Below are 24,137 nucleotides of genomic sequence, written 5' to 3' on the forward strand. Positions count from 1 at the left end.
TCTGGAAGGAGTTCAAAGACGCTCCCGAAGGCACGTCCATGATGATCACCGCGATGTTTGCGCTGTTCTTCGTGGGCCTTGGGTTGATTGTCTACTCCCGATAGCAGGTTTAACGTAATTCGAAAGCAATCGCCGCACCCCTGGCAGTGGTGCGGCGCTTCTGCATAATTTCCGAACCCTTCAGTAAGCCTCTGCCCCAATCCCACCGGTAACAATCGCAATACCTGCACTACAACCCAAACGGCTAGCCCCTGCGTTCAGCATGGCTACCGCAGTTTCTCGATCACGAATGCCTCCCGATGCCTTGACGCCTATGTCCGGGCCCACAACGCTGCGCATTAGCGCAATATCTTCGGTAGTGGCGCCGCCGGTGCTGAAACCTGTGGATGTTTTTACGAATGCCACGCCAAGGTCGCGGCAAATCTCGCAGGCTAATCGTTTATGTGAATCTGTCAGTAAGCAGGTCTCAAGGATCACTTTAAGGGGAACGTCTGCGCAGCTGGCAAGAATTTCTGCGATGCCCGCTTGCACGGCCTCCCAGTTACCTTCCAGTGCCTCACCGATGGACATCACCATATCGATTTCTTGAGCACCGGCATCGATAGCGATCTGTACTTCAGCCGCTGTAGCGCCGGGTAGTGACGCGCCGAGGGGGAATCCAACTACTGAGCAGGTCTTTACGGCGCTGCCTTCGAGGCGCTCGGCAACTTTTGGTACCCATAGGCTGTTGACACAAACCGCGGCAAATTTATGTTCAAGAGCCTCATTACATATACGATCGATATCGACGGCACGAGCTTCTGGTTTCAGCAAGGTGTGATCGATGGCTGCTGCGATAGTCGCATTGTCATAGTTGTCCATAGAATGGGGCCCTGATGCAGTCGAATTTAAGGTCGGTTAGGCTACACTGTCGCGCATTGAATAAGAACGGAAGGACTCCTATGAAAATTGCTGTTATCGGCTCCTGCATGGTCGATCTAATTGCCTATACCGACACTGTGCCGAAGGCGGGTGAAACGCTGGTGGCGAATGAATTCGCCATGGGCTGCGGTGGAAAGGGCGCAAACCAGGCGGTAGCCGCCTCCAAGCTTGGCGCAGACGTTTTGATGATGGGTCGCGTGGGTGATGACGCTTTTGCCGACAAGACCCTCGCTAACTTTCAGGAATACGGGGTCAGTATTGAGCACGTAACCAAAGTGCCTGGCGTTTCCAGCGGCGTTGCTCCCATATGGGTCGACGCGGATTCTCAGAATCGGATTTTGATCATTCCTGGCGCCAACATGCATTTGCTGCCATCAGACATTGATGCCGCTGCCGATCAACTTAAGCAGTGCAGCATGATTATTCTACAGCTGGAGATTCCGCTGGAGACTGTGTACGCGGCAATCGAGTTTGGTAATAGCAATGGAATTCCCGTGCTCTTGAATCCGGCTCCCGCGAGCACTGAGCTGGATATCGACTACGCCTGTCGATGTGACTACTTCGTGCCGAATGAGACAGAGCTCGAGATTCTCACAGGGATGCCGGTGGAGAATGAAGATCAAATCGCGGCAGCAGCAAGCTCCCTGTTAGCTAAGGGACTAAAGAACCTTATCGTGACTCTCGGTGAAAAAGGCGCCCTATGGATGCACGGCGACGAGCGCACGCACGTCACAGCGCCCACCGTAAGTGCGGTAGATACAACGGGCGCCGGCGATGGCTTTATCGGCTGCTTTGCGGCCCAACTTGCCGCAGGTGCCGACGTCGAAACGGCCTTGGGCCGGGCAGTCAGTTATGCCTCTCACAGCGTCACGGGTAAAGGAACGCAAACGTCCTATGCTACGGCTGATGAGTTTGCCCAGTGGCAGAGCTAGTTGTTATCGCACGGTGATTGGAGTACCACTCACAGCAACCCAAATCATGAAAGCAACGAGATACACGAGAGAGAACCCGATGAAATTCTTATCAAAAACTGCCGTCGCGCTAACGAGCGTTGCCCTCCTTTCGAGTGCGAGCCAGTTCGCCGCTGCGGATTGGGAACTTGATGGTGAGCGCTCTACCGTGCAGTTTATGTCCGTGAAGAACGCCAGCGTAGCTGAGCTGCATCACTTCCGGTCTATTACCGGCGGTATCAGTGACACTGGGGCTGCACAGGTTGCTCTGGATCTCGACAGCGTCGAAACATTGGTACCAATCCGTAATCAGCGGATGCGCGAGTTGCTGTTTGAGACGGTGCGTTTTCCCGCCGCAATGTTAAGAGCCGAAGTGCCCGAATCACTGAGTGCCTTGCCCATCGGCGAAACACGTGACACTGCGATAGAGGTCGAAGTCGACCTTCACGGAGCCAAGCAATCTTACATCGCTGAAGTGTTGGTTACGCGCCTTAGTGACGGCGGTTTGCAGGTTGTGATCAGTGAGCCGCTAGTGGTTAAGGCCGCGGACTTTGGGCTTGATGGGGGTATCGAAATTCTCCGCGAGGTCGCAGGCCTCCAAAGTATCAGCACCGCAGTACCCGTCTCCGGGCAATTGGTGTTTGTACCAGAGACGGATTAAGCCCAAGTCTTTAGCTTAGAACTCTTGTCCTAGAGCTTCAGGCCCAGGCTGGCAGCTAATTGCTGATAGTTCGGGTTTCGAGGAGCCAGAGCTATCAGTTTCTTCGCGTAGCGTCTGGCATTGTCTGTGTTACCGCTTTCGGCGCTGTAGTTTACGAGAGCCAATAGAACTTGCTCGTCGGCAGGAAGAGCGGCGTGGAGCCGTCGCAAAGTGTTCAGCGATCCGGCGATGTCTCCAAAGTCGTGTTGGGCTACTCCGTAAACAAAGCGGTGACGCGACCCGACGGTCTCCACAACAGCAGCTTTAGCGAGCCATTCCAGTGCGCTATCTCGACGCCCTGCTCGCGCTTCCAGTAAACCCAGAGCATGCATTGCGTCTCCGCTCTCGGGGTTCACCTTAAGAGCCAACTCGAGCTGCTCCTTAGCCTCAGCTTCTCGGCTTTGGCCGCGCAGCAAATCAGCGAGGTTTAGATAGGCGGACATGAGCTGGGGGTTCAGAGCCAGTGCTTCTCTATAAGCGGATTCAGCTGCAGGGAAGTCGCCTCGCGTCGCATTGAATATCCCCAGCTGCATGTTGATCGCCGGCATATCCAGATGCTGCTTTTGCATTGCTTTGTATTCGTCGAAGAGAGCCAACAGAGACTTTTGACGAGCGCCATCAAGCTCACTTAACGGGACTGCCGCCAGGCTCATGGCAACTTCCATGCGAACACCGGTTACAGGATCCTTAATCAATGGTGCGAGGGCAAGGTAACGCCGGGCTACGGGTAGCTGCTGCATGGCCCTCACAGCAGAAATACGCAGGAGTGGGTCGTCCGCTATGAGTAAGCCTTGAGCAATTTGCAGGGCTCCCTGGGCACCACTTGAGGAGACCTGCTCTAGCGCTGTTGCACGCCAGATCGGGGAAGCACTCTCATCGTTGGCAAGCGCCATTAAGCTTGGCACTGCGCGGCTATCGCCTCTCTGAAGCGCTGCCATCGCTACCGCAGGGTGGTCGCCGGTGCTGCCGAAGTCGGTGCCCCAGTCCCTAAGTGCGTCCAGTGCCCATTGCGACGACTGGTCATCGTGACACTCGGTGCAGGCGTTGGGTGTGCCTATCATCACACTGAGATCTGGCCGCGGTATGCGCATGGAGTGATCCCGCCGATCATCTACACCCATATAGGTCTGCGCTGGCATATGACAGCTTACGCACTGTGCACCCGCAGTACCGGCTGGGTGATTGTGATGCTGACTTGAGTCGAACACATCAGCTTTGTGACATTGGGCACAAACGCCGTTACCTTCCGCACGCAGTTGATTGGAATGAGGCTCGTGGCAGTTTGCGCAGACAACACCTGCCTGAGACATTTTGCTTTGCATGAATGACCCGTAAACGTAGACCTCGTCCAGAATCTGTCCGTCGTGGTGATACAGGGGTTGCCCCAGCAGCGAGAGGCGGTGTGTATCCGACAAGGGTTTGCCGTGCTCATAACTACCCAGCGTTCCTCGCCGCGCGTGACAACGACCACAGCTATCGACTTGCTGTTGATCGTTGAGGGTCGTTTTGCGCCGCGCGATGGATTCTCCATCGGGAAAATACCATTGCCCTCGCGCGCTTAAGTCGGTTTGAAGTCCCGTGGGATTCGTGCCGCCGAGTGCTCCTGACTGTGCCAGAGAGATGTGTTGGCTACCGGGTCCGTGACAAGCCTCGCAGCCGACGTCTTCCTCATAGAACTTCGTGGCGAATTTTCGTGTATTCCCGTCGTAGTTTTTTTGCACATCAGTACTGTGACATTCGGCGCAGCGGGTGTTCCAGTTGAGATAAGGGCCGGTCCAGTGCAAAGGGTCGTCGTATAGAATCTCCTCATCAGGAAACAGGTGATACCAGCGCTGACCGCCGGCTTTGGCGTCCCGTGTGTCCCAAGCGACGGCTAAGGCTTGAAGTCGACCATCTTCCATAGGCAGCAGATACTGTTGAAGGGGGTCTACGCCGAAAACCCAGGCCACGGGATATTCTGTAATTTGGCCATCCGGTCCATCGGTACGCACGAAGTAGTCGCCATTGCGCGTAAGAAACTGGGTTTCTACCCCAAAGTATTCAAAGCTGGCATCGTTAAAGTCACCTAACACTGTTTCCGGCGTGGGTTTCTGCATTGCAAGATCGTGGTGTGAGCCTTGCCACTTTGCATGCTCGCCTTGATGGCAGCCGGAGCACTCCGCAGTGCCGACAAAGCTTGGATCGTTGGGCTCTGCAGCCCCGGCAGTGACGCTCACGAGGGGCAGTACAGCGAGAGACAGTGCCAGTAAGAGAGTAAAAAGGGCGCCCATCAATGGCATAACACCTGAATAGCCAAAAGTACCCGAGCTCTTATTGAGAGTCGTGAGGATATTGTCGGGGCCGCCATGAGCGGGTGCTAAGAAACAGAAAATTTTCATCCCTGCATGGTAACGCAAACTGCGCCTCCCTCTCGCGGGATATAGACAGCTCCTCGCTTAGGTTCGTAGACTCTCCCCCGTCATTCTTTATCGGGAATCAGTTCGTGAAAATTGGAATTTTAAAGACGGATGCCGTGCGTGAAGAGTGGGTTGATGACTTTGGCGAGTATCCCGATATGTTTGCCTCCTTATTAGGCAGCCGGGATTCTGATTTAGAGTTTGTCACTTTCGATGTTCGTATGGGTGAGTATCCCGAAGACATAGATAACTGTGATGCCTACCTGATGACCGGTAGTCGACACAGTGTTTATGACGATTTGCCTTGGATAGAGCCACTTAAGAGCTTTGTTCGTGATCTGGATCAGCGTCGCAAAAAGCTTGTGGGGATTTGTTTTGGACATCAACTTATCGCCCAAGCTCTGGGTGGTCGCACAGAAAAGGCCGCCGCTGGTTGGGGAGTTGGTATACACCACCATCGGTTTTCCCGACGGGCGAGTTGGTTTGACGAGGGAGACCTGGAGTTTCCTATTCTGGTGACGCATCAAGATCAGGTGACCGAGAACGCAAAAGGCGCAGAGGTTTTAGCAAGCAGTGATTTTTGTCCGAATGCGGTATGCCAGATTGGCGATCACATACTGACAATGCAGGGACATCCGGAGTTCGTGAACGACTACTCTCGAGCAATCATGGAATTTCGCCGAGAGATTATCAGCGAACCTGTCTACCATTCTGGAGTTGCGTCTCTATCAGAGCAACCGGCAACAGACCGGATGGCGCATTGGATACTGCGTTTTTTAAAAGACTAGATGTGCCCCTTTGGCAGGGAGCCCCTAGTTCAGGGAGTATCCCCACCTCTGACCTTTGCTTGCATGGCGTCGAGGTACTCATCCAGCTCGGCATCATTAGAGAACACCGCCATATCGGGCAGTGCCTGCAGTATCTCGAACACTTTCGCAATCTGCGGTTGACGGTTTGCGACAGCAAGACTGCGCCCGGCGCTCTTTAGTTGCTTTGCAGCCTTGAAAATTACGCGCAGTCCCGCTGAGCTCACGTAATCCAGAGCCTGCATATCGAGGAGCACCATCTGCCAGTCGCCCGCGATAGCATCCGCCAGAGTGTCTTCAAAACCCGGCGCTGTGTCGGTGTTTAGGCCTCCGATCATACTCACTCGCAGAAGTGACTTAGCGTGATCTTCGTGGAGTTGGGTATCCAGGTTCATGGTTTATTCTCCGGTGGCGGGGCCCGTCTCTGGGCCAAAGGCAGGCAGATCTAATCGTAGGCGAAGTATATTGCGACCTTCTTGTCGCTGATAGGACTGGCGACTGGTGAGCTGCGTGATCAAGTGTAGCCCTAAACCGCCAATACTGGCGTCTTCAGTGCTCTCGCCCAGTGCTGAGCGTTGCGCTTCCTCAAGGGGGTTATAGGCGTGGCCAGGATCAACGCACTCTAACTCTACGCGATCGATAAAACGCTCAAGGCCAAGACTCATCGTGGCCTTATCCTCGGTGCGAGCGTGGTCTCGAATATTGCAAACAACTTCTTCAAGCACCAACTGCATGTCGTGGAGCGCGTCGATTGGAAGTCCTTGGGCCTGCCATTGCTCCTCCAGCCATCGAGCCGCGTTTCCGGCGAGGCTATTGTCGATTGCCAGGCTGCTGCGCTCTGCCTGGAGTGGCGCTCGCCGTTGTCCGGGGACTTCGAGAAGCATAAGGGACATGTCGTCAAACTGCGGCGCGCCGGCGGCAAACTCATCTACCGATGCAAAAATCGCCTCGCCCGTCTCATGGAGTGGCAGGTTATCGGCTTGAGTCAAGAGATCGGAAAAACGCGTTTCGCCCAATAGCTCATCGTCCGGGTTTTGCGCCTCATCAAAGCCGTCGGTGTAGATCACCAGACGGTCATCACTCTGAAGCTGCAGTCGATTGACTGGAAAGCTCAGGCCCTCCTGAAGCCCCAAGGCCGGGCCTCGGTCTTGTTCGACAGCGTGGGGCTGTCCTTCTCGAAGCAGAATGGGGGCGCTATGCCCGGCGCTGGCATAACGAAGTTCGAGAGTGTTCAGGTCCAGTACGCCGATAAACAGGGTCAGGAACATGCAGTTATCGTTGTCTCTTGTCAGACCCTCGTTGAGCTGCCCAAGAGCAATTTCCGGTGGGACTGTGCCTGGCTGCACTTCCCATTGCTGAATGAGACTAATTGCCCTTGCCATGAACAAGGCGGCGGGTACGCCTTTGTCAGAGACATCGCCAATGCAAATCAGTAGCCGTCGTCCTGTTTGATGAAAGGAGTAGAGATCTCCCCCGACAGCGCGCGCAGGGCGCACACGAGCCCACAGCGTAAGTGCGTCGTCGTCGAGTTCGGCCTGACCACCCTGAGGCAACATAGCCATTTGAATTTCGCGCGCGGCGCTAAGCTCACCGTCCATACGGCTGCGCTGAGCGGCTGCGGACTCCAGATCTTTGATGTAATGACCTAAATCCTGGCGCATGGAGTCAAACGCATTGACCAATTGGCCAACTTCATCATCACCATGTGTCTCAGGTAGCGCGACGTCCAGCTCTCCTTTTGCAATGGACTTGCTTGCGTCCGACAGCGCCAGAAGGGGTGCGGTGAGGCGCCTCGCCACCACTATCACCACCAGCGCCATAAGAATCAGCATGCCCGTACCGACAAACAGTACGCGCGTTTGGTAGTCACGAAGGGGACGTAAAAGGGTGTCTTCTGAATAGACGATACCCACGGACCAATGGCTGCCCTTGGCGTCCGCTATGCGCAATTGGCACAGCGCATCACTGCCGGGGCAGCGGACCGAGGCGCGCAAGGAACCGCTTTCAGTGGTCTGAAGCCAGCTCTGCCAGTCGCTCACACTGTCGCTCACCAGCACTTCGGAAATGGGTTCACTGATGACCTCATCCTCAGGAGCGCCTATTAAGGTGCCTCGAGAGGTGAGTAGAAATCCAAAACCGCTTTTGTCGATGCGTAAATCGTCCAGGTAGTCATCAAGATCTGAGAGTCGCAGGTCTATAGTGGCGACACCGATGAATCTCTGCTGGCTACTGCGGTTTGTGCGGTACAAGGGGGCCGAGAATGTCGTCAGCTCTACTTTTGCTCCGGTGGCTTCAAAGTAGGGCTCTACCCAAGCGGCATGTCCTAAATCTCTGACGTCTGCAAACCAGGGTTCTTCCCAATAGGGCGTCTCTGCCTCTGCCAGATCCGTGCGTATCAGGCGGCCGCGATTACGATAAAAGTAGGGCGCTAAGCCTTTTGCTGAACCTGTGTATGTTGGGTCCAGAGCAATGGTCGCGGCAAAAATGTTCGGATTACTGTCAACCACGCCCCGCAGTACGGTATCCATTCGTGCTTCATCGGGAACTTCGTCTATCGCCTCCCCAAGAAAGCGCACAGACGCTTCCAGACCTGTTGTGAGCTCCTGAATACGTAGAACGGCACTGGAAACAGAATTGCGGGCGCCCTCTTCCAGGCTCCTTACAATTTGCGCTCTCGAAATCTGGTAGTCAACGAAGAGGCCGCTCGCAATCACGGCAGCCGCTACCAGTGTTACTGGCACCACCAGCCGCGTTGTGAAGGAGCGACTCACTAGGCTGACTTACCAGCTACCGGTATTCGGCATGGATGCCCAGGGCTCCTGAGGGGCGAGAGACTCGCCCGCTTGTAGTAGTTCGATAGAAATTCCATCCGGCGAGCGTACAAAGGCCATGTGACCATCTCTAGGGGGGCGATTGATGGTCACTCCGCCGTCCATGAGCTGTTGGCAGGTCGCGTAGATATCGTCTACGCGATAGGCAAGGTGCCCAAAGTTTCTCCCACCATCGTACTCCTCCGGATCCCAGTTATGGGTTATCTCGACCATGGGCACGTTAGACTCGCCAGAACTCGCAACGTCGCCCGGCGCAGCCAGAAAGACCAGGGTAAAGCGTCCCTGCTCGCTGTCGTAGCGGCTGGTTTCTACAAGCCCCAGCTTGTTGCAATAGAAATCCAGCGTCTCTGTGAGATCCCGAGCGCGAACCATGGTGTGCAGGTACTGCATGATGATTATCCGTTAGGTTGGGAGCCTCGATACTAGGCAGCTCCCCGCTCGGCGGCAAGTAGGATCTGCCCATCGGCCCTAGAGGATTAATTTCAGAGTCGGGCAGACATGGTATTGGCAGTTTGCTTGTGTAGAATGTGCCGCCCTTTTGCCGGATATTCGTATTTATGTGGTTCAAAAATCTGCGGGCCTACCGCATGACTCGCGGTCTTGAGTTCTCTGCAGAGCAACTTGAAGAGAAGCTATCCGGTCACGGCTTCAGGCCCTGCACTCCGGCACAACCTCTATCAGTAGGCTGGGTTCCAGCCCTCGGAGAAGGGGCTGAACTACTGGTGCATTCCGCCGATGGACGCTTGATGCTGTGCCTGCGAAGAGAAGAGAAGATTCTTCCCCCCTCAGTCGTGCGAGACCTGGTTAAAGAGCGCGTCGAAGCGATCGAAGCTCAACAGGGACGCAAGGTCTACCGTAAAGAAAAACTGTCGCTGAAGGATGAAGTAGTGCAAGACTGCATGCCTCGCGCCTTTAGCCGTCATGCAGAGCTACGCCTTATTATCGATCCTCAGGCGCGTTGGGTGCTTGTGGACTCTGCCAGCGCATCCCGTGCCGAAGAAGCGCTAAATCTGTTGCGCGAATGCGTCGGAAGTTTTCCTGTACTCCTGCCTCAGACTGCCCATGCGCCCGCGGCCGCCATGACTAGCTGGCTGGCTAACTCCAGCTTGCCTGAAGACCTGCAGGCCAGAGAAGAGTGCGAACTTCGCGATATGGGCGAGCAGGCGGCGGTGATACGCTGTAAAGGACTGGACCTATACAGCGATGAGGTACGACAGCACCTTCAAGGCACTACTCAGGTCGTGCGTCTGGCCCTTGGTTGGAACGAGCAGCTGCAGTTTGTACTTGGGGACGACCTTTGCCTGCGACGCCTCAAGTTTTCGGATGTGCTGGTGAAGGAGAACGATGAGCTTATGGATGAAGACCGACTTGCCAGATTCGATGCGGACTTTGCGCTTATGGCGCCTGCGTTAACGGCGATTCAGGATCGCCTTATTGCGCTCTTCGGTGGTGAAGACAACGGCTAAGTCATGACATCGCGGGCCGACACCTCGGATTACGCCCGCCTTTTTCTTGCAGACACCCCGCTGCTTGATACTCGTGCACCGGTAGAGTTTGCTGCGGGTGCTTTTCCCTCTGCGCACAGCTTGCCTCTCATGAGCGACACAGAGCGCGCCGCGGTAGGCACCTGTTACAAGGAGCAAGGCCAGGAAGCCGCGATAACCCTGGGCCATGAGTTGGTATCAGGCGATCTTCGTGAGCAGCGGATGGCTAGCTGGAAGCAGTTCGCCAGTGATCACCCGGAGGGCTATCTCTATTGCTTTCGCGGGGGCCTGCGCTCTCAGTTAGTACAGCAATGGCTCAAAGATGCCGGCGTGGACTATCCGCGAATTACCGGCGGCTACAAGGCCATGCGGCGGTTCCTCATCGATACTCTGGACGCTCTGGCCAAAGAGGCAGAGTTCATTTTGGTAGGTGGAGCAACGGGCACTGGTAAGACCCGACTGATTCAAGATTTCCCTCGCGCCATTGACCTGGAAGGGCTCGCACACCATCGCGGTTCGGCTTTTGGTCGCCTCTTAGAAGAGCAACCTACGCAAATCGATTTTGAGAACGCTTTGGCTATCGCACTGTTAAAGCTCTCTCAGGGTGAAGGCCCTATCGTTCTTGAGGACGAGGGCCAGCTTATCGGGCGACTCGCTATCCCCGCGTCCTTGAGGGCCAGGATGATGGAGGCGCCCTTGGTGGTTCTTGAATACGATCTTGAGGCACGAATACAGGTCGTTTTTGAGGATTACATCCTTGATCTCGGCGCGCGTTATCGGCAGGTTCACGGCGCCGCAGGTCTTGCCGTGCACCGAGATCGTCTCCTTGGAGACCTTGAGCGTACACGTAAGCGTTTGGGTGGTGAGCGTTACCAGCACATCGCCAAAATTATGCAGGCTGCGTTTGACAGTCAGGAACAAACGGGCGACCCCGAAGGTCATCGTGACTGGATCCGACCCATGCTCGAAGACTATTACGACCCTATGTACAGCTACCAGCTCGCGAAACGTGAGGGGCAGAGACTCTGCAGTGGTGACCGGGACTTTCTCAAAGAGTTTTTGGGTGCTCGATGTTAGGCAGAACCCCGGGAGGGCAAGACCTGGTTTTGGTGGGTGGAGGGCATAGCCACGTACTGGTTCTGAAGCAGCTCGCAATGTCACGACCGGCAGGTTTGCGCATCACTCTTATTTCTCCCGCAGCGTTTACCCCCTACTCCGGCATGCTTCCCGGTCTGTTGGCAGGGCATTACAGTTTTGAAGAGACCCATATTGATCTTATGCGGCTCTGCCAGTGGGCAGGTGTGCGATTTCTCGTGGACACCGTGGAGTCCCTTGATCCAGATCGACAGCGCCTCTACTGCCAATCCCGGGATTACGTTGCCTACGATGTTCTCTCTATCGATATTGGTTCACAGCCGGAACTGGATTCAGTACCCGGCGCTCGCGAGTTCGCCCTGCCGGTGAAGCCAGTAGCGCAGCTTTGGGATCGCTGGGAGGCTCTGTCCGGGGCAGATGATTTGGCCAAGCGCCGCATCGCCATCGTCGGCGGTGGCGCTGGAAGTGTCGAGATCGCCCTTGCCATAGCGCATCGCCTGACTACTAACCGGCCTGCGATGGCGCTGTACTGCGGCGGGCAAGAAGTACTGACCGGCTACACCCGAGGTGCCAGGCGGGCGGTAGAAAACCAGTTTGCTGAGTTGGGTGTTGCATTGCACTGCGGTCATCGCGTGAGTCGAGTGTCAGAGTCTCAGCTGTATTTTGAGTCGGCCACTACGGCTGATTTTGACACCTTGATTTGGTGCACCGGCGCATCTGCCGCGCCGTGGGTTAGAGCCAGTGGATTGCCCGTGGATGAACGCGGCTTCATGCGGGTAGAGGACACACTGCAGAGCACCGGATACAGCAACGTATTTGGCGCTGGTGATATCGCCACTCAATACCGTCACCCAAGGCCAAAGGCGGGGGTTTACGCAGTGCGTCAGGGGCCAGTGCTGGCAGACAACCTACGATCTTTTTTCGCAAGTGAAAGTCTCCGGGAGCACAAACCCCAGACTGGCTTTCTATCTATGTTGGCACTCGGTCCAAAGAGCGCGGTGGCTCAGCGTAATGGCTTTAGTGTCAGTGGCTCCTGGGTGTGGCGATGGAAAGATCGCATTGATCGAGCTTTTATGGCGCGTTTTAGCGATTTATCCATTGTGGGTATGGCGGAGCCGGGTTCAGGAAGGGGCAAATCGGAAGGCCATTTACCACAGGCTCCCTGCGGAGGCTGTGGGGCTAAAGTGTCGGGCGACGCCCTAAGTGCCGTACTTGGGGAGTTGCGAGAGACGTATCCACAGCTCCTTGCTCCGGTGGCTAGTCTTGATGATGCCATGCCGGTACAAACTGCCGAGCCTCTTTTGCAGTCTCTCGATGCGCTGCGAGGCCTGGTGGACGATCCGTGGCGTATGGGCCGCATTGCTGCTCAGCACGCCCTGTCTGATCTTTACGCCTGCGGTGCAGCGCCTCACTCCGCGCTCGCACTGGTCACACTGCCCTTTGCAGGGCCGTCATTGTTGCATCGAGACTTGCATGCGGTTCTGGACGGCGCGCTGTCGGTGTTTGCGGAAACAGGATGCAAGTTGCACGGTGGGCACAGCATGCAAGGCCCGGAGTTGCAGTTGGGCTTTGCTGTTAACGGAGTACTGCCCTCGGGACGCGCTGCGCTAACGAAGCGTGGAGGAGCACCCGGGAACAAGTTACTCCTGACGAAGGCCCTAGGCAGCGGAGCGCTGTTCGCTGCGCATATGCAGAGCCAGATGGACGGACGTTACGTCGAAAGTGCGTTGCGCAGTATGGAGCAGAGCAACGCCGTAGCAGCGAGAGTTGCTAGAGACTTCCACGCCACGGCTGTTACTGACGTAACCGGTTTTGGTTTGGCGGGGCACTTACTGGAGATGCTGGGAGAGTCACTTGCTGCAGACATCTATCTGGATAATCTCCTTGTGATGCCCGGCGCCTTGGATGCGATGGCTTCGGGTGTCTTTAGTACTCTGCACGAGCCCAACCGACAGGCAGTTGCTACCCGCTGGACGCTTCCAGAGGGTTCGCCTCTCAAAGCGGAGTTACTGTTTGATCCTCAAACCAGCGGAGGTTTGTTGATGGCCTTGCCTGAAGAAAAGGCGGAGCAGGCTTGCGAGGCTTTACGCGCTGAGAATATAGAAGTAGCCCTGATAGGCGAGATCCAGGCACTAAACACCGAAAACGCAGTGGGCGCCGACGAAAAAGCGCCAGCGATAACCCTTAAGTTTGGCTGACCAAATTTTAGCTAACCAAAAACTCTCTAATACGATCTTTGTAGCTTCTGCTGACCTTAAGCTGGGTTCCACCCTCGAGGTTGAGCAGGTATTCGCCATTGGTCAGTGTTTGAGCGCCAGTCACGCAGCGATTGTTGACGATGGTAGAGCGGTGAACGCGCAGGAACACGGCGGGGTTTAGCATGCCCTCAAGCTGCTTCATGGTGATGCGCATAATGTGCGTCTTGCCCGTAGCATGAATACACATATAGTCACCGGCTGCGTCGACCCACTCGATATCCGGGACGCGAATAAACTGGATGTCATTGCCGTCCTTCACGGTGATTTTCTCGGGCCAGTTGTCGCCATTCGTGGCAGTGCCCTCAACCATGGCTTCCACACCAGCTGCACTCTCTCCGGTCATACTCATTAGGAGCTTTACGAGTTTTTCCTTGCCCGAATTGTTGGCTTCCTGGGTCCTATGCTGCAAGGCTCGTTGTACTGCTTCGTGAAGGCGGTCGTCTTCGATGGGTTTGAGCACGTAATCGATGGCATGAACTTTAAAAGCATCCACCGCATATTCGTTGTAAGCCGTAACAAAAATGACCATTGGCATATCATCACCCTGAAGTTTCTCTACAACTTCAAAGCCATCCATACCCGGCATCTGGATATCCAAAAACAAGAGGTCAGGATTGTGCTGGGCAACGGCTTGAAGCGCTTCTTGCCCATTACCGCACTCTGCTATCACGTCTACTTCAGGTAGCTGCTGCAATCGAACAGAGAGCCCTCGACGGGCCAGATGTTCGTCGTCAACAATGATTGCGGATAGGGTGGTCATGCTGCCTCCTTCGGTGGCATGGTTAAACGGTACAGCTAATCAGCATAGCTCACTGGTATAGATATGGTGATGGTTAGCCCATGGGGCTCTGTGGAGCTCAAACGAAAGCTCTGTTTCTCTCGATAGATTTGTGTGAGTCGCTCTCGCGTGTTGGCCAAGCCAACGCCACCGCCTTTGGGGAGTCGGCCCTGACGAAGATCCAGCCCTGGCCCGTCGTCCGCAACGGTTAGTTGCAGGCATCCGTCCTCGATGCTGGCAGAGACTGCGATAGATCCTCCATTGATGGATCTCGAGACCGCGTACTTAATTGAGTTTTCGACCAGCGGCTGCAAAAGCAGTGATGGCATCAATGCGTTCTCAGCTTCTTCGCTGATGGCAAAGTGCAAAGTGAGTCGCTCGCCAAAGCGCACTTCTTCGATATCGAGGTACAACTTCAGTGACTCTACTTCTTCGGCGACTGTGATCTGCTGCATGGGGTCGTTGTCTAAGGAATAGCGCAGGAACCGCGACAACTTCATGACCATGCTGTTTGCGAGCTCCGTATCCTTATCCAGAACGAGCGTAGAAATGGCATTCAGCGTGTTGAACAAAAAATGCGGGTTGAGTTGATAGCGCAGCATTTTAAGCTGCGCCTCATGGGCCATCGAGAGCGCCTTTAGGTAGCGCTGCTTTTCTTCCTGGCTCAGCAGGTAATACTTGATTCCAAAATACAAGGCACTCCAGACCAGCATCACCCATACGCCGGAGATGGAGTTGTTGAAGTACATAGCAAGGGTGGCACCACCCTCTTGGTCGTACTTTTCCAGTTCTTGCGGAAACAGATTAAAAAACAGGACCGATCGACATAGCACCCAAACGACACCCGCGCAGTACGACGCGCCGAGTATGGCGAAAGCCCTGATTCCTAAGGCTCGCTCCCAGGTTGCGCGATAGATCCAGCGCAGAGCCAAGGTAATGAACATACCAATGGCCGAAATAATGGGGAGATAGGAGAGATAGTTCTCTGGTGGTTCACCCCAAACCAGGATGCCCAGATAAAACGTCGCCGCCCAACTGCTCCACCCCCCCAGTTGCAGGAGCCAGAACAGCCGTTGTTTATCTTCTATGACGCGGTCTATCGGCATGTTGGCCATTATAAGGAGCCTGATGGGCTCTGCGGTGTGTCTTTTTAGTGGCTTATCGCATAATCGCGACCGTTTAACGCACTTTTTCTAATTATTTGGAGTTTTTATGGGCTTGAGACCTGGCCGCTACCGGCATTACAAAGGCGCTGACTATGAGGTCTTGGATGTAGCGAGACATTCCGAAACGGAAGAGTACTTGGCGTTGTATCGACCATTGTACGGCGATCGAGGGCTTTGGGTTCGGCCTTTGGCTATGTTTCTGGAAGAGGTTGAGGTGAATGGCGAGACGATGCCAAGGTTTGCGTGGGTGGAGCCTATGAACGATTCCGCCGCCGACTAAAGGAACTGAAATTAGTCCTTGCTGTTAGCAAACGCCTCCATCGCCTCACGATCCATGCGATAGCCTACCCATTCACTGAGAGGCTTGGCGCCACAGGCCTCATAAAACTCGATCGCGGGAGTGTTCCAGCGTAGTACATTCCATTCATAGCGTCCGCAATCTTTGTCCAATGCGATCTGTGCCAGATGTTTTAGCAGAGATTTACCGGCGCCCAGTCCCCGGGCCTCGGGAGTAACATAAAGATCCTCAAGATAGAGGCCGTGCTTGCCGAGCCAGGTTGAGTAGTTGAAGAAATAAATCGCGAACCCAATGGGCACATTCTCAGAGCCATCGTCACTTTGCCGCTCACAGATCAGGCCAAAGGCTTTAGGTGCATCGCAAAACAGTGTCTTCTGGATATGCGTCTCGTCCGCAAGCACGGCGTCCGGCTCTCGTTCGTAAACCGCCAACTCAGTGATGAAGTTGAGGATGACGCCTGCGTCTTGGGGCGTAATTGTTCGAATGTTGAGTGTAGTCACGGAAGTTCCTTTTATTCCCTGTCCCAGTAACGGGTCATTTCCAGATACAAGAACGAGGCAGTCCAGGTTATGAGCACGAACCCCGTTAGCGACTCCAGTCCCACGAGGTAGCGAAGATTTCCGGAGGGGGTGATGTCACCAAGCCCTAGGGTCGTAAAGGCAGTGAAGGAAAAATAAGCGCTGCTTAACAAAGAGCCATCGTAGTCACCCCGAAGATGTCCCCAATCAGCAGCCTTGTCCATGTAGTAGTAGGCTGTAGCAAAGATCCAGATCTCAATCGCGTGCGCCGTGAGTGCGGCAAACACGCCCAGCAAAATCCTGAACCGATGACGAATGCGCAGCTTCGGCATTACCATCGTGAACTGGTAGAGAAACTCGTAGTGGATGACTACTGCGAATGCGATGACCGCACTGTTAATGAGAAATACCTTAAGCATTGAGAACCGACTGCGTTTTGCGTGTTGGTATTCTACTTGTTGCGTATCTGTAGCGAAACGAGCTTCGCGATTGAGCGTTGTAGTGCTGAGCCCCTTGTCGTCGTTCACGCGCTATTATCTGCGTCTTGGTGAAGACAAGCATTTACAGGGGGTGTTATGGAGTTTGAAACTGATCAGGCGTTCTTGCGCAAAAGCGATCGAGGCACGATCGTTGAGCCCTCTTATGGAGGCGCAACCAGTTTTATGCGACGACGCTATACCCGAGATCTTGAGGGTATTGATGTCGCCGTGGTGGGCATTCCCTATGACCTTGCTACTACCAACCGCTCGGGAACACGCTTGGGCCCAAGAGCGATTCGTAACATCTCAGGTAACTTGTCCTGGGAAATGGCTGTAAACGGCTGGGGTTACGATCCTTTTGATCGTATCTCGGTTGTAGATTATGGTGATTTTGGTTTCGATCCCGGCCTCCCAGCAGAAGTCCCAGGAGTGTTGGAGGCGCAGGCTCGCGAGATTCTTGCTACGGATACCGCAATACTAGCGTTAGGAGGCGATCACTTCGTTACCTACCCCATGCTCAAAGCTTGTGCCGAAAAGCATGGCTCTCTATCGTTGATTCACTTTGACGCGCATTCCGACACCTGGGAAGACGACGCGGGGCGTATCGATCACGGCACAATGTTCTGGCACGCGGCACAGGATGGCACTGTTGATCCGGCACGCTCGATTCAGCTGGGCATGCGTACCCACAATCCGGACACCCACGGGTACAACGTCTATGACGCGGATTGGGTTCACGATCACACTGCGGATCAGGCGATCGCAAAGATTCGCGAAACCGTGGGCAACAATCCCTGCTATCTCACCTTTGATATCGACTGTCTGGATCCGTCTTTTGCGCCCGGCACTGGCACTCCCGTGGTGGGGGGTCTATCTACCCAGCAAGCGTTGAGAATTCTTCGCGGCCTCGGCGGATTGAACATCGTTGGAATGGATCTGGTTGAGGTGGCGCCTGCGTATGACGTGTCTGAGGTCACGGCTTTGGCTGGCGCGACTTTGGCCTTGAATATGTTGTGTATCTATTCGGAGCGAATTGCCTGAGATATTGGCCGCCGACCCAGCTTACATGGTCTAAGCTTGGAGTGATGAATACCGGAGTTTGCGTAGACAGAGAGGTAACTCGCAATGCTTGAGATGATTCAAACAGATATCGAAGATGCCGTGGCCTGGCGTATCGTCGGCAAAGTCACTGAAGCAGATATGAGCCTGGCGCTGGATGCTCTGCGTAATAAAATTCAGATACACAACGAAGTCTCGGTGTATCAGGAGATAGAGAGCTTTGACGGTGTCGAATTCGACGCCATCATGGGCAAGATGAAGTTCTTTTCTGAGTTTGGCATATCGCAGTTCAAACGCATTGCTGTGGTGACTGACAAGCGATGGGCGCAGCGCCTGATCGCCTGGGAGGACAAGATTTTTAAAAGTATCGATATGCGCGTTTTTGGTACCGATGAGCGGGATCGCGCGTTTAACTTTCTAGCTTATGGTGATGACCCCGGTTCATCACCTGAGGTGGCTTGATGGCACGTGTTGGCGACAGGCCGGTTACGCTCACGCGAAAACCCGAACCACCCGCAGACTCCAGTGATTGGGTGATATGGGCAGCTTGGGCGGATCGCGTTAGCTTTGATGAAATTCGCGAGCGCACGGGTCTCGACGAACAAGCGGTCATCAAGATAATGCGTAGAGAGCTGAAGCCGTCGAGTTTTCGGCGCTGGCGAAAGCGCGCGAGCGGGCAGGTTACCAAGCATCGGAAGCGGTTTATGCAACTCCGCGAGATGTCGCGATAGCAACTCCCTAATTACTGACCTAAATCACCAAGCCTAATCATCAACCCAGGCCCCAGTCACCAACCCACGGCTTGACCGTCCTTGCGGTGGTCCGATCCAGCACGGTAAACGCCGTTGACCGGGTGGTCTTCCTCGATGCTCTTGCGGTTGTAAACCGGCAGAGGTAGCTCTGGATCCCGGGTAAACAAAATTCCCTGATAACCGCCCACAGCGCTACCGTCCACCGGAAGTACATTGTGGCCTTTGGCACGAAGGGCCGGGCCTACCAGGTTTGCAAGGGCTTCCTCCATCGCAAGAACGTTTGACCGCTGACGGTGCGTAAAGCGTGCTGCATCCGTGGTCATCTGCACATTCATACCGTGGTCCACCATGTTGACGATGTGTTGAGCATGAGTCTCTGGTTGCACAGCGCCGCCCATATTGCCAAAGGCCATGAGAGGCTCGCCGTCGCGCATAACGAACCCGGCAATGATGGAATGAAAGGGCCGCTTTCGCGGTGCCACAACGTTGGGGTGGCCTGCCTCAAGACGGAACGGGTTGCCGCGATTGTGCAGAATCATGCCGTAAGGTGGCACAGTTACGCCGGATCCGTAAACGTCATACACACTGTGTACGAGACTCACCATGTTGCCCCAGCGATCGGCGGCGTTCAGGTAAACGGTGCCGCCTTTGAGGCCGCCTTTTACAGAGGGCAGGGATGCGACGTTCATGTCTATGCGGTCACAGAGTTCCGCGGCGTAGTCTTTGTCCAGTAGCTCGTTAATGGGAACGTCTACGAAAAGCGGATCACCGTTGTAGGCATAGAGATCTGAGTAGGCGAGCTTCTTCGCTTCAACCATAAAGTGCCAGTAGTCGGGATTGCTGGGCCCAAGGGCGGTAAGATCAACACCATGCACGGGTGCGCAAACCTCAAGAATATTGAGCATGTGCAGTGCCGCAAAACCCTGGCCGGGAGGCGGAAGCTGGAAAACATCGTAGCCGTGATAATTGGTGGTGACCGGCTCGATCCACTCTGATTGGTACTCGGCGAGATCAGCGTGCGTCATGACGCCGCCACTGGCCTGCACCTTATTCACGATGGCGTCCGCGATGGGACCTTTGTAAAAAGCGTCCCTGCCATCACGCTGAATCAAGCGCAGAGCAGACGCAAGGTCTGGATTGCGGATGATGCTGTAGAGCGGTGGAACTTCTCCGTTCTTCAGGAACGTTGCCGCCGAGTCCTCGTCTTCGCGCACCCTTTCCTGAACTCGAACCAGATCTGCGTGGCGTCGCTCCGCCTGCCCCCAGCCTTCTTCCGCTAGCGTTGCCGCACGCTCGAAGGTTTCCTCAAAGCCCAAAGTGCCAAACCGGTCGAGCATGGCTGCGTAGCCAGAGATTGCGCCGGGAACCGTGGATGCGTTGACACCGAAGTCGGGCATTTCTGTAAGCCCTAAAGTTTCGGTAAAGTATTCAAGCGTCCAGGCTTCTGGAGACCAGCCCGCTGAGTTGAGGCCGTAAAGTTTTTTATCGGCTGCGCTCCATATCAGGGCGAACAGGTCACCACCGATACCCGTGTCGTTTTGCGAGGTGACGTCCAGAACCGCCGCTGCCGCCACGATGGCATCAACAGCATTACCGCCAGCGCGCAGAATTTCCAGCCCAGCCTCTGAGGCCAAGGGGTCGCTGCTTGCAACGACGCCATGGCGTGCGAGCAACTCTGAACGCCCCTGAGCAAGCCATCCCTGGGCTCTCGATCCGGGCATTGCCGTAATGCTGGCAGAGGGTTTGTCATTGCCGCTTTGGGGGATGCCGAAGGGGTGTGTCGACTGGGCCTGCGCAGAAGTCGCGCAAGCGATGCTTGTTAAAAGAGTTGTTGAAAGGGTCAAGGACAGAGTTGATAGCGAGAGTTTGATCATGGAGTCCGGTTCCTTTGAGGGTCAGCGACGCTTCCCTGTCAGCGATACTTTGATAGCTGCTTTGAAAGCTTAATCACTGAATAGGCGATGCTTGCGCTAGAGTCTGCCCCCACCGATCATAGAGCGCAACTTTTGACACCAGCAGGTACATCTTCTGGATATATTTCGTCACAACCAACAGCTCCGCGACTATCTTCAAAGGCACTTGGACACTTTTGTGCATCGGGAGATGGCCCTTGAGCGTCGCCGCTCGGCAGCGGTAACCCTCACGGTTTGTCGCGACGACACTCGCTCCGTGATCGTGGTGACCCGAAGGAGTGCTTCGCTGCGCGCGCATTCAAGGCAGTGGGCACTGCCGGGAGGTCGTCGGGATCAGGGAGAAACTGCCATCGAGGGCGCGCTTCGAGAGTTGCACGAAGAAGTGGGGTTGATCGCTACTTCTGATGACGTGCTCGGTGTACTTGATGACTACGCGACGCGATCCGGCTACGTAATTACCCCGGTTGTCGTTTGGGCAGACAAAGACTGGCGGGAGCTGACCCCGAATCCCGACGAAGTCGAACTGGTGAAGCCTTTTTCGTTCAAGGAGCTCGCCCGGCGTGATTCACCGAACCTACAAACCATTGAAGAGAGCGACAGTGAGGTGCTTTCTATGAATTTTCATGATGACTGCATTTACGCCCCCACCGGTGCGATGCTGTATCAATTCCGCGAGGTGGCCATGTTTGGCCGTCAAACGCGGGTGGCGCATTTTGATCAGCCGCTATTTGCCTGGCGATAACCGACTGCTTTAAAACGTTTCGAGGTATTCCTGAAGCGCTTTAATCAGCGCATTTGCGTCGGTAACCGTCAACTCCATGGTGTAGTTCACTGTGTGTGCAAAGGTAGCCTCCTGATTTATAAGCGCAAGGAACCCGGGTTCTCGATATCGTCTCAGGGCAATCGATACATCGATATCCTTGTGCGTTAGTGTCTCGGCTGGGCTGTAGGGAAGACTGCCGTTGATGTAGCTGGCGTACTCGCTGCGAAGGTTGGTGGCGTAGGTCTCGGTAAACAGCTTGTAGGCAAAGTAGTCGAGTATCAGGGACTTTATCTCGTCGTTTTGAATCAACCGTATGCTCCCCGAGCTGACGAGTTCCTGAAAGACAGCCGAGTGGGGTAATAGACCTCCGCGACTACCCGCTCCACCGATACCAATTGCTGGCAATAGTGTTTCCGCGTCGACGGTGTCAGGGTCGCCATTGTGGTAGTAGTCTCTTGCCATCTCCAAGCCGGCCATTTTTTTTGGAAATCGATCAAACCAAGCGTCCAACCACTCTATATCGAAGCGCAAATCCTCTATGAGGTTAGCGATATAGCGGCGCTCAATCTCTTTCTCTTGGCGCTGTTCGTTGTAGTTGTCTAATTGAATGGCGATGAGGATGCCAATGACAATAAGAGATATCTCGGCGATCGCGCGACCGAGGTAGAGTCCCACAGAGGCTTGAGCAGAGAGGCGTGAGCGAAGCCTGGATAGTATTGTCATTACGAGCGTAAACCTGTCTTCAACAATAGGGACATGCGCGAAAGTGATCATATCTTGCCATGAAGCATTTTGCTTAGGCTCGGGATACACTGAGCGTCTTCGTGATCAGCTACAAACCATGGCGAACAACCCTATGAGTTCGATTTTTAATGAGCTGAAAAGACGCAACGTATTTCGCGTTGCCGCGCTCTACGCTGCAGTGAGTTGGGGCTTGTTACAAATTACCGATGTACTAGCTCCGGCAATTGCCTTGCCTGAGTGGGTGACGGGTTTTGTAGCACTGTTGCTCATCATCGGATTTCCCATTGCCATTATTTTTGCTTGGGCTTTCGAACTAACGCCAGAGGGCGTAAAGCGTACTGAGGCCGTTGATGAATCCGAAAGCATCACGACTAATACGGGCCGTCGCCTCGACGGGTTTTTGATCATCGCCCTTGTGGTGTTCGGTGCCATTGTGCTCAGTGACCGTTTTCTACCGGGCACCCGCAATGTCGAGACCGATGATGGTTCAGCGACCGCATCTGGCTCCTTAGATCCCTTTGATGGCCAGCCATCCATTGCTGTTTTACCGTTTGTTGACATGTCCCCCGACGGCGATCAGGAATACTTTGCCGATGGCATAGCAGAGGAGCTGCTGAACGTTTTTGCCCAGGTAAAGGGTTTGAGCGTTGCGGGACGTACTTCAGCCTTCGCCTTTAAAGGTAAAAGCACGGACCTTCGAGAGATCGCCGAGGTGCTGGATGTGGACCACGTGCTCGAAGGCTCCGTGCGCAAAGCCGGTAATCAGATTCGCGTTACGGCACAGCTTATTCAGGCGGATAACGGCTATCACTTGTGGTCGGCCACCTACGATGGCGAGCTTAATGACATATTTGGCGTGCAGGACTCCATTGCTCAGGCCATTCTTGAGGAGCTGACGCCGCAACTGTTGGGTGATGATGAAGATCTTGCCGCCGAGGTGCGTGTTGTGACCACGGATCTCGATGCCTACGATCTTTATCTTATATCCAAGCAACACGCCTCCGATGGGACCCTTAAGGGCCTGGAGGCTGCCTCCGCGGCGCTGGACCGTGCCATCGAGATCGATCCCAACTATGTACCTGCGCTTGTCTGGCGCGCCTATTACGAGTTGCAGATGTCCGACGGTGAGGGTGCCTGGGGCAATATCCCCTTTGAAGAGGCATTGCCCCGCGCCAAACGCTGGATTGACCGCGCTGTGGACGTGGCCCCAGACTCTCCGGACGCCCTCTTTGGTCTTGCCAGCTACTTTGGTTACACAAACAACGACGAGGCAGCGATTCGCTATTACCGGGCGGCAATAGAAGCGAAACCGAACTTCCCCGTCGCTCTCAATGATTTGGCGTTTTTTCTCTCAGCAGATGGCAAAGTAAAAGAGTCCGTGGCTTATCTAGAGCGAGCATTGGCTCACGATCCGGCGTATGTGGATGCCAATCTGAATCTCACCTCTTCCTACGCTCTGCTCAACGATCAGGCAGCTCTTCGCGCACAGCTTGATCGTTGGGAACGGGTGGACCCCAATAACGCTAACCGTATGCGCGCCGAGAGCATCTACACCCTGCGCCAAGGCGACTTTGTGGAAGCCATACGTTTTGCCCAAGCGGCGACGGTGCTCGAGCCCGGACAGAATTACTTCATCAGTGCTTTAAACCTTACCCTGCTAGATATTGGTGAGTATCAACAGGTTCTCGAGTCGCCTATCGAGTCACAACATTCTTGGGCCCTGCTGTTTTTGGGGCGGCGCGACGAAGCGTTGGACTTGGCTCGCCAGCAACTGGCAGCGCGGCCCGATTTTTACCGCCAACAGATCCTTTTTATTCAGGTGCTGGGCTTCGCGGGACAGTGGGAAGAGCTCGTCCGCTATTTTGATCGTACCTGGGGTGATGTGGGGGCTTTTGTTGATGAGTTGAATCGACCGCCGTTTTGGGAGATGGCAACCGCAATGCAAATGACCGAGCATCCTCTGGCGCCAAAGATGTTGGAAGCCTATGAGACGGACATTGCCTATATACGCAATCAGGGGCTGGCCTCAGGTAGTGTTGATCGTCGAGAGGCCGCCTTGCGACTGTTACAAGGCAGGGAGCAAGAAGCGCTCTCGCTACTGGAGCTGGCTTACGAAAAGGGTTGGCGAGAAGCCTATGTTGGTGGCTATCCCGTGTGGACATTGGTTCAGGACAAAGATCGACTGGATAAGCTGCTTGCAAAAATAATCGCCGACATAGAAAGAGA

General features: G+C 54.8%; 23 protein-coding genes. 12 read left to right on the forward strand and 11 right to left on the reverse strand.

Going from position 1 to position 24,137, the window contains the following annotated elements:
* Positions 1 to 180: 180 nt before the first annotated feature.
* Complete coding sequence (gene deoC / locus AB8B76_RS08800; RefSeq protein WP_405271752.1) at positions 181 to 861, reverse strand: deoxyribose-phosphate aldolase; 681 nt, start codon at positions 859 to 861, stop codon at positions 181 to 183.
* Between the two features lie 80 nt (positions 862 to 941).
* On the opposite strand from deoC, the gene rbsK reads away from it, so the two are divergent.
* Both rbsK and AB8B76_RS08810 read left to right on the forward strand, forming a co-directional pair.
* The gene (gene rbsK, locus AB8B76_RS08805) at positions 942 to 1,853 is read left to right on the forward strand and encodes a ribokinase (protein WP_405271753.1); all 912 of its coding nucleotides are present in this window, start codon (positions 942 to 944) and stop codon (positions 1,851 to 1,853) included.
* A gap of 79 nt (positions 1,854 to 1,932) precedes the next feature.
* Entirely contained in the window at positions 1,933 to 2,532 is a 600-nt protein-coding gene (locus AB8B76_RS08810) for a YceI family protein (RefSeq protein ID WP_405271754.1), read from the forward strand.
* A gap of 29 nt (positions 2,533 to 2,561) precedes the next feature.
* Here the strand turns inward: AB8B76_RS08810 and AB8B76_RS08815 are convergent, their stop codons facing one another.
* Positions 2,562 to 4,841, reverse strand: a complete 2,280-nt coding sequence (locus AB8B76_RS08815) for a tetratricopeptide repeat protein (RefSeq protein ID WP_405271756.1) — start codon at positions 4,839 to 4,841, stop codon at positions 2,562 to 2,564.
* 212 nt (positions 4,842 to 5,053) lie between these two features.
* On the opposite strand from AB8B76_RS08815, the gene AB8B76_RS08820 reads away from it, so the two are divergent.
* Positions 5,054 to 5,755 carry a glutamine amidotransferase-related protein gene (locus tag AB8B76_RS08820; RefSeq protein WP_405271758.1) on the forward strand — a complete coding sequence of 234 codons (702 nt, stop codon included), beginning with the start codon at positions 5,054 to 5,056 and terminating at the stop codon, positions 5,753 to 5,755.
* A 29-nt stretch (positions 5,756 to 5,784) separates the two neighbouring features.
* On the opposite strand, the gene AB8B76_RS08825 is transcribed toward AB8B76_RS08820, so the two are convergent.
* The 3 genes from AB8B76_RS08825 to AB8B76_RS08835 are packed head-to-tail and all read right to left on the reverse strand — an operon-like array spanning position 5,785 to position 8,994.
* Positions 5,785 to 6,168, reverse strand: a complete 384-nt coding sequence (locus tag AB8B76_RS08825) for an STAS domain-containing protein (RefSeq protein WP_405271759.1) — start codon at positions 6,166 to 6,168, stop codon at positions 5,785 to 5,787.
* Positions 6,169 to 6,171: 3 nt separating this feature from the next.
* On the reverse strand, positions 6,172 to 8,544 hold the full coding sequence (locus tag AB8B76_RS08830; protein WP_405271760.1) for a SpoIIE family protein phosphatase: 2,373 nt from the start codon (positions 8,542 to 8,544) through the stop codon (positions 6,172 to 6,174).
* Between the two features lie 9 nt (positions 8,545 to 8,553).
* Positions 8,554 to 8,994, reverse strand: coding sequence for a VOC family protein (locus AB8B76_RS08835; protein WP_405271761.1), 441 nt, complete (start codon positions 8,992 to 8,994; stop codon positions 8,554 to 8,556).
* A 167-nt stretch (positions 8,995 to 9,161) separates the two neighbouring features.
* On the opposite strand from AB8B76_RS08835, the gene rdgC reads away from it, so the two are divergent.
* Genes rdgC through selD form a run of 3 tightly spaced genes read left to right on the forward strand, consistent with a single transcriptional unit; the run spans position 9,162 to position 13,381 of the window.
* The gene (gene rdgC, locus AB8B76_RS08840) at positions 9,162 to 10,070 is read left to right on the forward strand and encodes a recombination-associated protein RdgC (protein ID WP_405271764.1); all 909 of its coding nucleotides are present in this window, start codon (positions 9,162 to 9,164) and stop codon (positions 10,068 to 10,070) included.
* Positions 10,071 to 10,073: 3 nt separating this feature from the next.
* Positions 10,074 to 11,165, forward strand: a complete 1,092-nt coding sequence (mnmH, locus tag AB8B76_RS08845) for a tRNA 2-selenouridine(34) synthase MnmH (RefSeq protein WP_405271766.1) — start codon at positions 10,074 to 10,076, stop codon at positions 11,163 to 11,165.
* Complete coding sequence (gene selD / locus AB8B76_RS08850) at positions 11,159 to 13,381, forward strand: selenide, water dikinase SelD (RefSeq protein WP_405271767.1); 2,223 nt, start codon at positions 11,159 to 11,161, stop codon at positions 13,379 to 13,381. Before mnmH ends, selD begins: the two co-directional genes overlap by 7 nt.
* A gap of 7 nt (positions 13,382 to 13,388) precedes the next feature.
* On the opposite strand, the gene AB8B76_RS08855 is transcribed toward selD, so the two are convergent.
* Complete coding sequence (locus tag AB8B76_RS08855; RefSeq protein WP_405271768.1) at positions 13,389 to 14,201, reverse strand: LytR/AlgR family response regulator transcription factor; 813 nt, start codon at positions 14,199 to 14,201, stop codon at positions 13,389 to 13,391.
* 35 nt (positions 14,202 to 14,236) lie between these two features.
* Positions 14,237 to 15,334, reverse strand: coding sequence for a sensor histidine kinase (locus AB8B76_RS08860; protein WP_405271769.1), 1,098 nt, complete (start codon positions 15,332 to 15,334; stop codon positions 14,237 to 14,239).
* Positions 15,335 to 15,431: 97 nt separating this feature from the next.
* On the opposite strand from AB8B76_RS08860, the gene AB8B76_RS08865 reads away from it, so the two are divergent.
* The gene (locus tag AB8B76_RS08865; protein WP_405271771.1) at positions 15,432 to 15,665 is read left to right on the forward strand and encodes a DUF1653 domain-containing protein; all 234 of its coding nucleotides are present in this window, start codon (positions 15,432 to 15,434) and stop codon (positions 15,663 to 15,665) included.
* 11 nt (positions 15,666 to 15,676) lie between these two features.
* Here the strand turns inward: AB8B76_RS08865 and AB8B76_RS08870 are convergent, their stop codons facing one another.
* Together AB8B76_RS08870 and AB8B76_RS08875 are read right to left on the reverse strand one after the other, a co-directional pair.
* Positions 15,677 to 16,183: a GNAT family N-acetyltransferase gene (locus AB8B76_RS08870; RefSeq protein ID WP_405271772.1), complete on the reverse strand. Its 507-nt coding sequence runs from the start codon at positions 16,181 to 16,183 to the stop codon at positions 15,677 to 15,679.
* 11 nt (positions 16,184 to 16,194) lie between these two features.
* On the reverse strand, positions 16,195 to 16,728 hold the full coding sequence (locus AB8B76_RS08875) for a potassium channel family protein (protein ID WP_405271774.1): 534 nt from the start codon (positions 16,726 to 16,728) through the stop codon (positions 16,195 to 16,197).
* A gap of 48 nt (positions 16,729 to 16,776) precedes the next feature.
* Between AB8B76_RS08875 and speB the strand changes: the two genes are divergently transcribed.
* The 3 genes from speB to AB8B76_RS08890 all read left to right on the forward strand — a co-directional run bounded on the left by speB (position 16,777) and on the right by AB8B76_RS08890 (position 18,470).
* The gene (speB, locus tag AB8B76_RS08880) at positions 16,777 to 17,721 is read left to right on the forward strand and encodes an agmatinase (RefSeq protein WP_405271776.1); all 945 of its coding nucleotides are present in this window, start codon (positions 16,777 to 16,779) and stop codon (positions 17,719 to 17,721) included.
* An 84-nt stretch (positions 17,722 to 17,805) separates the two neighbouring features.
* Positions 17,806 to 18,201 carry an STAS/SEC14 domain-containing protein gene (locus tag AB8B76_RS08885; protein ID WP_405271777.1) on the forward strand — a complete coding sequence of 132 codons (396 nt, stop codon included), beginning with the start codon at positions 17,806 to 17,808 and terminating at the stop codon, positions 18,199 to 18,201.
* Entirely contained in the window at positions 18,201 to 18,470 is a 270-nt protein-coding gene (locus AB8B76_RS08890; RefSeq protein WP_405271779.1) for a TIGR03643 family protein, read from the forward strand. The genes AB8B76_RS08885 and AB8B76_RS08890 overlap by 1 nt, the downstream gene beginning before the upstream one ends.
* Before the next feature lie 56 nt (positions 18,471 to 18,526).
* Here AB8B76_RS08890 and AB8B76_RS08895 read toward each other — a convergent pair whose 3' ends face one another.
* Positions 18,527 to 20,365: a gamma-glutamyltransferase family protein gene (locus AB8B76_RS08895; RefSeq protein WP_405271780.1), complete on the reverse strand. Its 1,839-nt coding sequence runs from the start codon at positions 20,363 to 20,365 to the stop codon at positions 18,527 to 18,529.
* A gap of 217 nt (positions 20,366 to 20,582) precedes the next feature.
* On the opposite strand from AB8B76_RS08895, the gene AB8B76_RS08900 reads away from it, so the two are divergent.
* Entirely contained in the window at positions 20,583 to 21,146 is a 564-nt protein-coding gene (locus AB8B76_RS08900; protein WP_405271782.1) for an NUDIX hydrolase, read from the forward strand.
* A 9-nt stretch (positions 21,147 to 21,155) separates the two neighbouring features.
* Here AB8B76_RS08900 and AB8B76_RS08905 read toward each other — a convergent pair whose 3' ends face one another.
* Positions 21,156 to 21,890 (reverse strand): DUF6090 family protein, encoded by a 735-nt coding sequence (locus AB8B76_RS08905; RefSeq protein WP_405271784.1) that lies wholly within the window; start codon positions 21,888 to 21,890, stop codon positions 21,156 to 21,158.
* 133 nt (positions 21,891 to 22,023) lie between these two features.
* Between AB8B76_RS08905 and AB8B76_RS08910 the strand changes: the two genes are divergently transcribed.
* Positions 22,024 to 24,137 (forward strand): hypothetical protein (locus AB8B76_RS08910; protein WP_405271787.1); only part of this gene is annotated, 2,114 nt, incomplete at its 3' end.

The sequence above is a fragment of the Congregibacter sp. genome, from assembly GCF_045107095.1.
Classification (GTDB): domain Bacteria; phylum Pseudomonadota; class Gammaproteobacteria; order Pseudomonadales; family Halieaceae; genus Congregibacter.

What these genes read in the sequence shown, in the direction of transcription:
- deoC (WP_405271752.1), bottom strand. Translation starts at nt 861, where the DNA reads ATGGACAACTATGACAATGCGACTATCGCAGCAGCCATCGATCACACC.
- rbsK (WP_405271753.1), top strand. Translation starts at nt 942, where the DNA reads ATGAAAATTGCTGTTATCGGCTCCTGCATGGTCGATCTAATTGCCTAT.
- AB8B76_RS08810 (WP_405271754.1), top strand. Translation starts at nt 1,933, where the DNA reads ATGAAATTCTTATCAAAAACTGCCGTCGCGCTAACGAGCGTTGCCCTC.
- AB8B76_RS08815 (WP_405271756.1), bottom strand. Translation starts at nt 4,841, where the DNA reads ATGGGCGCCCTTTTTACTCTCTTACTGGCACTGTCTCTCGCTGTACTG.
- AB8B76_RS08825 (WP_405271759.1), bottom strand. Translation starts at nt 6,168, where the DNA reads ATGAACCTGGATACCCAACTCCACGAAGATCACGCTAAGTCACTTCTG.
- AB8B76_RS08835 (WP_405271761.1), bottom strand. Translation starts at nt 8,994, where the DNA reads ATGCAGTACCTGCACACCATGGTTCGCGCTCGGGATCTCACAGAGACG.
- rdgC (WP_405271764.1), top strand. Translation starts at nt 9,162, where the DNA reads ATGTGGTTCAAAAATCTGCGGGCCTACCGCATGACTCGCGGTCTTGAG.
- mnmH (WP_405271766.1), top strand. Translation starts at nt 10,074, where the DNA reads ATGACATCGCGGGCCGACACCTCGGATTACGCCCGCCTTTTTCTTGCA.
- selD (WP_405271767.1), top strand. Translation starts at nt 11,159, where the DNA reads ATGTTAGGCAGAACCCCGGGAGGGCAAGACCTGGTTTTGGTGGGTGGA.
- AB8B76_RS08855 (WP_405271768.1), bottom strand. Translation starts at nt 14,201, where the DNA reads ATGACCACCCTATCCGCAATCATTGTTGACGACGAACATCTGGCCCGT.
- AB8B76_RS08860 (WP_405271769.1), bottom strand. Translation starts at nt 15,334, where the DNA reads ATGGCCAACATGCCGATAGACCGCGTCATAGAAGATAAACAACGGCTG.
- AB8B76_RS08865 (WP_405271771.1), top strand. Translation starts at nt 15,432, where the DNA reads ATGGGCTTGAGACCTGGCCGCTACCGGCATTACAAAGGCGCTGACTAT.
- speB (WP_405271776.1), top strand. Translation starts at nt 16,777, where the DNA reads ATGGAGTTTGAAACTGATCAGGCGTTCTTGCGCAAAAGCGATCGAGGC.
- AB8B76_RS08885 (WP_405271777.1), top strand. Translation starts at nt 17,806, where the DNA reads ATGCTTGAGATGATTCAAACAGATATCGAAGATGCCGTGGCCTGGCGT.
- AB8B76_RS08890 (WP_405271779.1), top strand. Translation starts at nt 18,201, where the DNA reads ATGGCACGTGTTGGCGACAGGCCGGTTACGCTCACGCGAAAACCCGAA.
- AB8B76_RS08895 (WP_405271780.1), bottom strand. Translation starts at nt 20,365, where the DNA reads ATGATCAAACTCTCGCTATCAACTCTGTCCTTGACCCTTTCAACAACT.
- AB8B76_RS08905 (WP_405271784.1), bottom strand. Translation starts at nt 21,890, where the DNA reads ATGACAATACTATCCAGGCTTCGCTCACGCCTCTCTGCTCAAGCCTCT.